The 12821-nt window shown below is 47.5% G+C and carries 7 protein-coding genes; 2 read left to right on the top strand and 5 right to left on the bottom strand.

The window, feature by feature from the left end:
• Positions 1–18 precede the first annotated feature (18 nt).
• Complete coding sequence (locus FN124_RS19050) at positions 19–1116, bottom strand: Mrp/NBP35 family ATP-binding protein (RefSeq protein ID WP_142686336.1); 1098 nt, start codon at positions 1114–1116, stop codon at positions 19–21.
• Positions 1117–1241: 125 nt separating this feature from the next.
• Here FN124_RS19050 and FN124_RS19045 point away from each other — a divergent pair, with 125 nt between their 5' ends.
• Both FN124_RS19045 and FN124_RS19040 read left to right on the top strand, forming a co-directional pair.
• Positions 1242–1910 (top strand): carboxypeptidase-like regulatory domain-containing protein, encoded by a 669-nt coding sequence (locus FN124_RS19045; protein ID WP_260607510.1) that lies wholly within the window; start codon positions 1242–1244, stop codon positions 1908–1910.
• A gap of 58 nt (positions 1911–1968) precedes the next feature.
• Positions 1969–2853, top strand: a complete 885-nt coding sequence (locus FN124_RS19040) for a 3-hydroxyacyl-CoA dehydrogenase family protein (RefSeq protein WP_142686334.1) — start codon at positions 1969–1971, stop codon at positions 2851–2853.
• Positions 2854–3012: 159 nt separating this feature from the next.
• Here FN124_RS19040 and FN124_RS19035 read toward each other — a convergent pair whose 3' ends face one another.
• From FN124_RS19035 to FN124_RS19020, 4 genes are read right to left on the bottom strand one after another with little or no spacing between them, the layout of a single operon-like run.
• Positions 3013–3624, bottom strand: coding sequence for an Imm25 family immunity protein (locus tag FN124_RS19035; RefSeq protein WP_142686333.1), 612 nt, complete (start codon positions 3622–3624; stop codon positions 3013–3015).
• A gap of 20 nt (positions 3625–3644) precedes the next feature.
• Positions 3645–7973, bottom strand: a complete 4329-nt coding sequence (locus FN124_RS19030; RefSeq protein ID WP_142686332.1) for a DUF6531 domain-containing protein — start codon at positions 7971–7973, stop codon at positions 3645–3647.
• Positions 7974–8030: 57 nt separating this feature from the next.
• The gene (locus FN124_RS19025; RefSeq protein ID WP_142686331.1) at positions 8031–8459 is read right to left on the bottom strand and encodes a hypothetical protein; all 429 of its coding nucleotides are present in this window, start codon (positions 8457–8459) and stop codon (positions 8031–8033) included.
• A gap of 11 nt (positions 8460–8470) precedes the next feature.
• Positions 8471–12808 carry a DUF6531 domain-containing protein gene (locus FN124_RS19020; RefSeq protein ID WP_142686330.1) on the bottom strand — a complete coding sequence of 1446 codons (4338 nt, stop codon included), beginning with the start codon at positions 12806–12808 and terminating at the stop codon, positions 8471–8473.
• Between the last annotated feature and the right edge of the window lie 13 nt (positions 12809–12821).

Raw genomic sequence — 12821 nt, 5'->3', positions numbered from 1 at the left:
CCGTCAACCCTGGTGCTGTTATACAATAATTTCCACTATTTTGGTGGGAGCCACATTGGCGTTGCGCATAGCGATGCTGCGGGCAGCCGCGCCGGCAACATCCAGGAAGGCCTTGCGGGTTATTTTCTCATCGCCGGCCATAACGGGTACACCGGCATCGCCGCCTTCGCGGATGCTTTGTACCAGGGGGATCTGGCCAAGGAAAGGAATATCCATTTCTTCTGCCAGGTGTTTTCCACCCTCCTTACCAAAGATGTAATATTTATTTTCCGGCAGCTCAGCAGGCGTGAAATAGGCCATATTTTCCACTAATCCGATAATTGGCACATTGATCTGCTGCCCCATGAACATAGCAATACCTTTTTTGGCATCTGCCAGGGCTACATCCTGTGGTGTGGTAACAATCACTGCGCCGGTAACGGGCACGGTCTGTACCAGGGTGAGGTGAATATCGCCGGTGCCGGGAGGCATATCAATTACCAGGTAATCCAGTTCATCCCAGTATACATCGGTGATAAACTGCTTCAGCGCGCTGCTGGCCATAGGCCCGCGCCAAACAACCGCCTGTCTTTCATCTATCAGCAAACCAATAGACATTACCTTGATCCCATATTTTTCAATCGGCTGGATCATGCCTTTACCGTCCACATTCACCATCATCGGTCTTTCTCCCCTCAACCCAAACATAATGGGAACAGAAGGCCCGTAAATATCCGCGTCCATCAGTCCTACCCTGGCGCCATCACGGCCCAGCGCCAGCGCCAGGTTGGCCGCTACAGTGGATTTACCCACGCCTCCCTTACCGGAAGCCACTACGATGATATTTTTTACATTAGACAGTACACCCTGCCCGTTTGTTCTTTTGGAACTGACATTGGCCGTCATGACAACTTCCACCTCCGCATCCTTGCTCACCAGCATATGAATGGCATTCACACAGGCATTGCGGATCAGGTCCTTTAACGGACAGGCCGGTGTGGTGAGAACGACTGTAAATTTCACTTTATTGCCATCGATCTCTATATCTTTCACCATGTTCAGCGTAACGAGATCCTTCCCCAGATCCGGCTCTTCTACGTTGCTCAGGGCCTTTAAAACCTGCTCTTTCGTGATCATAAATTGTTGTTAATTTTGAATCCAGAGAGCAAAGTTAACCCAATTGGGATTTAATTTACAATTTCTCTGGGCAGGCGATCAACTGCATGGAACACGTAATTAAATTTTTATATCTTAGGGCCGGCATGCATAAGAAAAGATCCTACATACTGTCACTCATCATTATTTTCGTTTTATCTCCTTTCCTTTTGAAAGCTCAGATCGCGGAATTCAGAGACAGCGTTATACAGATTTCGGGTATTACCATGACTGCAGACAGTTTGCGGGCCATTCCTGCGGTAAGCATCCTGGTAAAAGGGCAGAACAGGGGAACTATCTCCAACAGATCCGGTATTTTCTCTATCGTTGTATTCAAGGGCGATACGCTCTCCTTCAGTGCTGTAGGCTTCAAACATAAAAATTACCGTATCCCCCCGGATATCAAAGGAAACAGTTTTTCCCTGATACAGCTGATGGTGGAGGATACCACCTATCTCCCGGTAACTATTATCAAACCCTATCTTTCCAGGGAAGAATTTGAGCGCGCCTTCGCTAATATGGATATCCCCGATGACGCCTACGAGGTGGCACGGAAAAATACGAGCAACGCCAGGCTTCGCGCCATGGCCCGTTACATGCCCATCGATGGCAGGGAAGGCACCAATCAATATCTCAAGAAACAGGCACAGAACCTCTACTATGCAGGTCAGCCGCCTCCGCAGAATATTTTTAACCCACTGGCATGGGCCCAGTTTATCCAGGCCTGGAAGCAAGGCGACTTCAAACGGAAAGACGACAGTTACGGCAGTTACTGACGGTAACGTGTAATACCTTAAATTAGCGCCTTATTCAATCCCGACAAATCACTACACCATGCAAAAAATTGCGGTTATCGGCGCTGGTACTATGGGAAATGGTATTGCGCATGTATTTGCCCAACACGGCTACGCCGTAAACCTGATAGATGTTTCAGCCCCGGCACTGGATAAGGCCCTGCAAACCATCACTAAAAACCTGGACCGTCAGGTGGCCAAAGGCACTATTACTGAAGCTGCAAAGGCAGATACGCTTGGTAATATCTCCCTGCAAACCGACCTGGCAGCAGGCGTAAAAGAAGTATCACTGGTAGTGGAAGCCGCAACAGAAAACGTGGCCCTCAAGCTGAAAATATTCCAGGACCTTGACCTGCACGCTCCTGCAGATGCGATACTCGCCACCAATACCTCTTCTATCTCCATTACAAAAATTGCCGCCGTTACCAAACGCCCGGAAAAAGTAATAGGCATGCACTTCATGAATCCTGTACCGGTAATGAAACTGGTGGAGATCATCAACGGCTATGCCACCGATAAGGAAGTAACCAGCGCCATCGTATCACTTTCCGGAAAACTGGAGAAAGTTCCCTGCGTTGTAAACGATTATCCCGGCTTTATTGCCAACCGTATACTGATGCCCATGATCAATGAAGCCATCTGCTCCCTCTTTGAAGGAGTGGCCGGCGTAGCTGAAATTGATACCGTAATGAAACTGGGAATGGCGCATCCTATGGGGCCCTTACAACTGGCGGATTTCATCGGGCTGGATGTTTGTCTTTCTATATTGCAGGTGCTGCACGATGGTTTTGGCAATCCCAGATATGCGCCCTGCCCGTTGCTGGTAAACATGGTAACAGCAGGCTACCTGGGCGTTAAAAGCGGGGAAGGATTTTATAAATATACACCAGGCAGTAAAGACCTTGTGGTAAGCCCCCGGTTTTAACGGGGAAGCGTTTGGTGATAGGCCGTTTATGATATCATAAACGGCTTATCATGATTCAGCAGTAACGCTCCTGTAAACGGTTGCCACTTCCTGTTCTTTTTTTGCAACGAAAGATGAAATGTTTTTCATAGTGTATCAGAGATGCAGACTTGTTAAGCGCTACAGGGAATAAATATAGCACCATTCCCAAATATTGTCTTTAGTAGCCTTTAGCCCAAATTTGTCAAAGAATACTTTCATCTCCCCCTCCAGATTCAAAAACTCCTTTTCTATTGCTTCCTGACATTTGGTTTTGCTTTTCAGTACCTTCATATCCCCGCCCGTCACCTCAACTATCTTCCTGAAAAATGGCAGAAGATAAGCAGTATATACTTCATACCTCCTGTTCATTACAGAGGGATCCGTCAGTTCTTTTTTTGAGGTAGCCAATAATGAAGTTAAAGTTCCATCTTCGATCAGGCGAATGATCTTTTTTTCACAATTCCGGAAAAATTCTTCGTCGAGGGTTTGTGTATATCCAATATCCACCTTAATATGGGCCGACAAACTATCAAGACCATCATCGGGCCTGTCGATAGGCCCTACCCACATAGTGGTTTGCAGGGAGCCATCGTGTTTATATACCCTTGCGATCACATAACAGTAAAAAACATCTTCTATATGTTTGGTCAATGCCACCAGATGAGGATACCAGACCTTCTTCGGTTGTTTAAAATCAAACCGCTCAATCATCTCTTCAAATTCATTGACTACGCTAAAAAACTCAGACATACTATATTTCTTATTTTTATTTAGTGACTACCAGGGTATGTTTTACCATGTGTATGGGTAATTCCGTTATCATCCATTTTCTTCAGGAGGTCCTGCATATCTGCCGCATTAGTTGGATCATGGTCGAAATGCCAGTGCGGATTGGCTCTTCCGGCAACCTTGTTGGCAATATCTTTATCCACCTGCTTATCCATCCTGGCTAAAGACTCTTTTGACCTTGGGCCTTTGGAAAAATTATCGGATTTGAACTCAATATCTTTGCCGTCGTAATATTTATCATAGTTACGTCCGCCAATGGACCGTCCCTGGTTACCCGTACCAAATATTTCATCTGCCCGTTTATCATGCCATTGCTTGGCCCAGTTTAACCAGCCACGGCCAGAGCCCGCACCGGCGCCACCAGCGAGGCCATATACATCTACCCAGCTATTCGGATCATGTACATAACCATACAATCTCATTCCGCCCAGCAACCCGATAGGATCCTGGGAAATATACATCCCGCTGCCGGAATCATAGTAGCGGAACCTGTTATAGCTCAGGCCAGTTTCTGCATCTTCATACTGACCCTGATAAAGATAATTACAAAATGTTTTATCACCATGCAGGTACCTTAGTTTTCCATAGCAATCCAGTTCTCGCTCCCACACTTTATTTCCTGATGTATCAAAAGCATGTACCGGTGTGCCAAGATGATCTGCAATAATGCTGTAAGCTCCTGCTGTTGTAAGTTTTGCGCAAGGCACCAGGGAACCCTCTTCAAATATCCAGGTCACCAGGTTATCTACCGGTTCCTGTTCTATTTGCAATGCCCCGTTGGTCGCCGCTTCCAGGTGAGGTGGATAATCACCGGTGTACTGCCATTCATGCAATGGTACATTTCCGTTCCAGAGCCAGCGGGTTACCTCCTGCTTCCGTTTGTTCACTTTTGCAATACGTCTTCCCAGCGGGTCATAGCTGAATACAATTTCTCCCCCTGCAGGAGTGATCACTTTTCCCAGCCACCCGTTTGCCTTCCATTCATATACCCAACCCGTGCGGCTTCCTTTCAATACTACTTTATTTGCTTTGGCCCATGCTTGTTTGTCTTCCGCTACCTGGTGATTGTGACGGAATTCTTTGCAGATGAGATTTCCTTCTCCGTCGTAATAATAGAAATAGTCCGGGCATTCCAGCAAACGCCCGCCTTTACCATACACACGGTCGGTACGGCCTGGTGTTCTGAAAAGATGCCCCAGCTTATCCGGTATCCGGTAAACGATGTCCATGCCGCTTCCCCGCTGGCTATAGCTGCCACTCACCAGGTTATCCAACTCGTCGTAAGAGAACAACGCCTGTGCACCGCTCAGTTCATTCACTATACTGCGCAGCTTCGAGTTTTTCCCCCAATCATAGCGGATCCGGCGCTGCTCCACGTTATGTACCCCGATCGACTGCCGTACTACTCTTCCCTGTTTATCGCGCTGTGTTTGCACATTCACTCCACCAGACAGCTGTCTCAATATTTCCAGCCCGCTTTCGTTATGTTTCCACTGCGCCTGCCAGGATCCTCCCGGTCCATGAGCAGCCTGCATCTTTTCCACATATCCCGCGGCATGATGCTCCAGCCGGATAGCAGCACCTAAGGTACTTCCCAGGAAAACCTGCTCTCCCCATTCGTTATATTCACGTGTCACCTCATAAGCACCCTGTGCTTCACTAACAGTACGACCATAAGCATCACGTTGAATGGTCACTGCCCCATCTTCATTGAAGGCGCCCGTCAGCAAGCCATCTTTGTTATATCCGTATGCGGTAACACTGCCGTCGCTAAACTCTTCCCTCACCAATTGTCCTATACCATCGTATTCACAGGAGGTCCAGCGGTTATCCGGCCGTATTATTTTTTTTACACGTCCTGCACCATCCCGTTCATAGTGATAATGTATGCCATCAAAACCCCATTCATTGATGATATTTCCATTGGCGTCCGGCTCCATCCTGTACAGTTCACCTCCTTCATTGGCAATACTGCGCAGCTGCAGCTCCCTGTCGTAGTTAAAGCGTACATTCACACCCCGTTGGGTTCTTCCCGTTAATACACCCAATGGTCCGTAGTTAAAACTTACCTCGCGGTGGCCATTAACAGCCTTTACCAGGTTATCAGCAGCATCATAAGTGAACTGATGTGTGTTGCCATCTGCTTCTTCCACGAGGGTAACATTACCGGCAACATCCTGCTCATAGACATAACAGTAGCCTGTTTCAGTGGTTTCTTTTACCAGCTGTCCCAGTTCATCATATTTCCAATGCCTTGCTGTTTTTTCCGGTGAGATGATTCCACTGAGATTGTGCTGTTCATCATATTCCAGCTCGAAGGTGCGCCCGTCTTTATAGACCACCTGCGTAACATAAGGACCTGTATACCGGTAACGGGTTACCTGTCCTTCCAGGTTCTTCTTCTTCACCACCAGGCCTTCTTCGTTATAGGTTAACTCCATTTTTCTACCACCGGGCGTTTTAATGCCCGTAAACCGTTGCTCTTCATCAAAATAAAACAAGGTTGATTCCCCGTTGCCATTGGTTTCCTTCACTTTATTTCCATAGGCGTCATACTCATACTTTTCAGTGTTACCGGCAGGGTCTATTACTACCTCCAGTTCCTCGTAAATATTGTAATGCTGTAAGGTAATCCCTCCGTTACCATCAATGATTTTATAGATCAGCCGGTTTTCGCGGAAACAGTAAACTGTCGTATGCCCAAGACCGTTAGTAACAACTGTCTTTCCTTTCTCATACTTTGCTTGATATTCCAGTACTCCTCCATCTCCCCAGGTATGTATACAACGGGCGTTTTCCCCGCTGCCGTCATATTCCCAGTAGAAGTTCATCCCGGTTTGGTTGGTGAGCCGTACCAGCAGATGTCCTTTGTAAAAAAAGTATTTGCTCACATCCCGCGCATTGGTGGTGCTCACCATATTTCCTGCTTCATCATAGGCATAGCGCACCAGGTTAATACGGGTGGCTGCTTTGTAGGTATGAATGCATTCAATACGGTCCTGCTCATCTGTGGTTACCTGCAGCACGCGGTTGCTGCTGTCGATGATCTGTTGCAGATAGCCGTGCCCGTTATACCGGAACTGTATATGGAATCCTGCGGGGTTGCGGATTTCAGAAAGCATACAACTTCCGTCACGTGCCGGTTTTGCATGGAACCGGTAAGTAAGTTGGTCTTTACTCTCCAGGTAATACCCGTTGTTGTCGCGGCGCCACCATAATTGTTCTATCCTGTTAAAGTAACTGCCGCCTGCGGGTAGTGCAGGCATTACTGTTTCGCGGCCGTCTGCCAGGCGTATACTGAAGTAACCATTACGCAGGTCATACACGCTGAGGTTATAGCTGTGATGCCAGTTGTAGCCCAATGGGCCGGGTACTTCCGCGCTGCTGTAATAGGTGCGTTCCCATACCAGTGGGATAGGCCCGGGTAACTGAAAATCTATATTGGAAGAAACCACCTGCCCGCTTGCTGCATCCACGGGCTCTCCAAACCTTTTACACTTAAAGTCCTGCAGTATGCCTGCCAGTTTGGGAAAGCGGCTTTCTATTTTATTGATCACCTTCTGCAGGGCCGCCCCTGCTGCTTTTGACAATCCTTTCAGGCCCAGCTTAAACATCAGCTGGAACAGGTCGATAATTGGTGGACCGCCTACCAGCACCGGTTTCCCGGAGGATGTCATGATCAGCAGTACTGAAGTGGGCGCCATCAGGGCGAAGGCGGAACTTTTTTTATTGAGCCGTGGCGGAGATGGTAACCCCACAAGGTTACACGATAATGCCGGGTGAAACTGGGTGGAAAAGGGACCACCATCTGCCAGCACGGTAGAACTGCCCATCCACATTTCGGAAGCGGCTTTCGGCTTCACAATGGGAAACGGCAGGTGTGCTATGATAGCGGGCAAATGCAGGATGGGTGTACCTGCATTTGCTACCCACTGGTTATGTACTTTTACTGAAGGGCTCAGGGCATGCACCAGCATTTGTGCCGTAGCTGCCAGCGAGAATGGTTGCTGCTCCGGCTCTTTTCCTTCCTCCACTGGCGGCGGTGGCGGAGGTGGCGGCACTACGCTGGCAATGGCGGCCATTATAGCTCCTATGATATCGAACACCATACCGATATGAGGCACCGGTAATAAGGGAGAAGGAGGAAATACCGAATCATGAAAATCTATGCCTATACCGAGGTCAAAATATTTTGCAGCGGGCATTCCGGGGAAAGCCGGTAATATACTGGCCATTCCTTTCTGGATATGGTCCAGTGAGTTTTTCTTTTCTGCAAATAATGCCCCGAAGCCTTTATTTTCTACAGCCATGATATGATTACTTTATTCCCTTGCGGGATATGGTCTTCAGTGATCCATCTGCTCCTGTTACCCCGATTTCACCTCACTTAATACCTGGTGAAACATTGAATGTATTTTCTTTGAGAACTCGGATTCTTCAATAAAATCAGGAACTATCAACACGTAATAATAAATCCTGCTGAACACCAGGTTGATATCATAGGGCTCAAAATCAGAAAGCCCTTCAAACTCAAACAAGGTAGCTATGCCATCCAGTTTAACCGTTTTCGCCTCCACGGAAAAACATCCCTCTCCGTTCAGTTCCGTGTTGTAGCCATTTTCCAGATGATATTCCAACATCTTTTCATCCTTATAAAACAATAAGGTTTCCTCTATATCGGTTTTATTATAGTCGGATTTATAAGACATTTCCAATGCCTTATTTTTTAATGCTTCAAATACTTCCTGTATTGGCTTTTCTGTATAAAAACCATACAGTTCTCCTGTCCAATTCATAGTTTATAATTTTAATCGACGCATCCCACTCCTGCCCTGACATCCTCTTTTAATCTATACTTTTTCCCTTTTAATTCTCTTAATTCTATATCTTCTTCAATATAAAGCCGTTTCACGCCATCTTGCCGGTCTACCCTCTTCACTTTACTCTTTTCGATTTCAAAGGATATATAGCGCTGGCTCTTTTCCCTGGTCAGGCCCATTTGTCCACGGGCTTTAGAGGCTTTTAGTTCTTCGGGAGACATAGTTGTCACATACACTGCTTTGGGTTTTCCTGCTATCGCCCCTTTTCCCCTGGCTCCCGGGTCGCTCATGTTAATTTTCCCGCTTCCCATAATACCATTATATCCGCGTATATCCGTATAATGGTATACCCTTATCATTTCTTCCCCTTCCAATCCCCAGGCGTCTATCCAGGTATTTGGATCACGCACGTAAGCATAAAGATTGAACTCACCGGAAGCTAACTTAATCGGGTCCTGGGAGATGAACATTCCACTATCCGGTTCATAGTATCTGAACCTGTTATAGCACAACCCTGTTTCAGTATCTTCATACTGTCCCTGATAAAGATAATTACAAAAAGTTCTATCACCATGCAGATGCCGCACTTTTCCATAGCAATCCAATTCCCGCTCCCATACTTTGTTTCCGGAAGCATCGAAGGCATGTGTGGGCGTGCCCAGGTAATCAGTTACAATACTGTAGGAACCGTTGGCAGTGAGTTTGGCGCAGGGTACAAATGAATTTTCTTCGAATATCCATGTCACCAGGTTTTCCACGGGTTCCTGTTCCAGCTCTAATGCTCCATCTGCCACGGCCTGCAAATGCGGCGGGTAATCACCGGTATATTGCCATTCATGCAAGGGTACATGTCCATCCCAGAGCCAGCGGGTTACCTGCTGCTTCCGTTTATTTACCCTGGCAATACGGCGGCCCAACGGATCATAGCTAAAAACAATTTCTCCGCCGTTGGGAGTGATCACTTTTCCCAGCAATCCATTTGCCTTCCATTCATATGCCCAACCTGTATAGCTGCCATTGAGCGTAATTTTATTTGCTTTTGCCCAGGGGCGTTTATCTTCTGCAGTACTGTTATTGTTGTGCCGGAATTCTTTGAAAATAAGATTTCCTTCTCCGTCGTAGTAATAGAAATAATCCGGGCATTCCAGCAGCCGGCCGCCTTTTCCGTATATACGGTCTTTCCGCGCCTGTGTTTTAAAAAGATGCCCCAGCCTATCAGGTACACGATAAATTGTTTCGGCAACCGTTCCTCCCGTTTGACTATAACTGGCGCTCACCAGGTTATCAAATTCATCGTATGCGAACTGCGTATGCATACCGCTCATTTCATTCACAATACGGCGCAGCTGTGTGTTTCTATCCCAATCATACCGTATACGGCTTTGTTCAGCTTTATGTACACCAATGGATTGCCGTAATACCTTTCCCTCTTTGTCGCGTTGCGTTTGTACTGTTACTCCGCCTGAAAGCTGCCGCAATACTTCCAGCCCGCTTTCATTATGTTTCCACTGTGCCTGCCAGCTATCCTGATATCCGTTGGAGGCCTGCATTTTTTCCACCTGTCCCGCTCCATTGTGTTCTAACGTGATAGCAGCTCCCAGGCTGCTTTCCACAAGAACCGGATCACCCCACTCATTATACCGGCGGGTTACAGCATAGGCTCCCTGCGTTTCGCTGATTACACGACCATAATTATCCCGTTGAATAGTTACAGCGCCATCTTCATTAAAAGCGCCTGTAAGCAGGCCGTCCTTGTTATATCCATAAGCCGTTACACTACCGTCATAATGTTCTTCCCGCACCAGTAAACCGGTGCCGTCATAATCGCAAACAGTCCAGCGGTTATCAGGACGGATGACTTTTCTCACTCTTCCGGCGATGTCCCGTTCATAATGGTAATGTACGCCATCGAAGCCCCATTCATTGATCACATTGCCATTGGCGTCCTGCTCCAGCCTGTACAGCTCCCCGCCTTCGTTGGCAATGCTGCGCAACTGCAATTCGTTATCATAATTAAACCGGATGTTCACGCCTTGCTGGCTTCTTCCCGTTAATACGCCCAGCGGCCCGTAACTGAATTTAACTTCGCGCTGACCATCTGCCGCCTGCACCAGGTTATCTGCAGCATCATAACTAAAATGCTGGATGGTACCATTTGCTTCTTCCATGCGGATCATATTCCCGGAAGCATCGTAATCATATTCGTACCAATAACCTGTTTCCGTGATCTCTTTTATTAACTGGCCCAGTTCATCATATTTCCAATGCAATTCAGCATTTTCCGGTGAAATGAGCCGGGTAAGATTATGCTGCTCATCATATGCCAGCCTGAAAATGCGCCCATTGTTGTAAGTGATTTTTGTCAGATATGGACCTGTATATCCATACCGGATTATATTTCCATCAATGGTCTTTCTTCTTTCCGGTAATCCCTGTTCATTATATTCCCATTGCTGTTTCCTGCCGGCTGGTGTTTTAATACCTTCCAACCGCTGTGCTTCATCATAATAGAACGCGGTAGATTCTCCGTTTTCATTGGTTTCCTTCACTTTATTTCCAAACGCGTCATATTCAAACTTCATTGTATTCCCTGCCGGATCTATAATTACCTCCAGTTCTTCGTAGAGATTATATTGTTGCAGGACAACGCCACCGTTACCATCTGTTATTTTACTGATCAGGTTACGATCATCATAACAGTAAGTGGTGGTATGCCCAAGGCTGTTAGTAGTGGTGGTTTTTCCCTTCTCATACTTCGCATGATATTCCAGTACTCCTCCATCTCCCCAGGTATGTATACAACGGGCGTTTTCCCCGCTGCCGTCATATTCCCAGTAGAAGTTCATCCCGGTTTTGGTTGTTAACCGCACCAGTAAATGTCCTTTGTAAAAAAAGTATTTGCTCACATCCCGCGCATTGGTGGTGCTCACCATATTTCCTGCTTCATCATAGGCATAGCGCACCAGGTTAATACGGGTGGCTGCTTTGTAGGTATGAATGCATTCAATACGGCCCTGCTCATCTGTGGTTACCTGCAGCACGCGGTTGCTGCTGTCGATGATCTGTTGCAGATAGCCGTGCCCGTTATACCGGAACTGTATATGGAATCCTGCGGGGTTGAGGATTTCAGAAAGCATACAACTTCCGTCATGTGCCGGTTTTGCATGGAACCGATAGGTAAGTTGGTCTTTACTCTCCAGGTAATACCCGCTGTTGTCGCGGCGCCACCATAATTGTTCTATCCTGTTAAAGTAACTGCCGCCTGCAGGTAGTGCAGGCATTACTGTTTCGCGGCCGTCTGCCAGGCGTATACTGAAGTAACCATTACGCAGGTCATACACGCTGAGGTGATAGCTGTGATGCCAGTTGTAGCCCAATGGGCCGGGTACTTCCGCGCTGCTGTAATAGGTGCGTTCCCATACCAGTGGTATAGGCCCCGGTAACTGAAAATCTATATTGGAAGAAACCACCTGCCCGCTTGCTGCATCCACGGGCTCTCCAAACCTTTTACACTTAAAGTCCTGCAGTATGCCTGCCAGTTTGGGAAAGCGGCTTTCTATTTTATTGATCACCTTCTGCAGGGCCGCCCCTGCTGCTTTTGACAATCCTTTCAGGCCCAGCTTAAACATCAGCTGGAACAGGTCGATAATTGGTGGACCGCCTACCAGCACCGGTTTCCCGGAGGATGTCATGATCAGCAGTACTGAAGTGGGCGCCATCAGGGCGAAGGCGGAACTTTTTTTATTGAGCCGTGGCGGAGATGGTAACCCCACAAGGTTACACGATAATGCCGGGTGAAACTGGGTGGAAAAGGGACCACCATCTGCCAGCACGGTAGAACTGCCCATCCACATTTCGGAAGCGGCTTTCGGCTTCACAATGGGAAACGGCAGGTGTGCTATGATAGCGGGCAAATGCAGGATGGGTGTACCTGCATTTGCTACCCACTGGTTATGTACTTTTACTGAAGGGCTCAGGGCATGCACCAGCATTTGTGCCGTAGCTGCCAGCGAGAATGGTTGCTGCTCCGGCTCTTTTCCTTCCTCCACTGGCGGCGGTGGCGGAGGTGGCGGCACTACGCTGGCAATGGCGGCCATTATAGCTCCTATGATATCGAACACCATACCGATATGAGGCACCGGTAATAAGGGAGAAGGAGGAAATACCGAATCATGAAAATCTATGCCTATACCGAGGTCAAAATATTTTGCAGCGGGCATTCCGGGGAAAGCCGGTAATATACTGGCCATTCCTTTCTGGATATGGTCCAGTGAGTTTTTCTTTTCTGCAAATAATGCCCCGAAGCCTTTATTTTCTACAGCCATGATATGATTACTT

Source organism: Chitinophaga polysaccharea (genome assembly GCF_902150045.1).
Lineage (GTDB): Bacteria > Bacteroidota > Bacteroidia > Chitinophagales > Chitinophagaceae > Chitinophaga > Chitinophaga polysaccharea_A.
The sequence above is the reverse complement of the archived record's forward strand: the minus strand, read 5'-3'. Positions and strand labels throughout refer to the sequence as shown.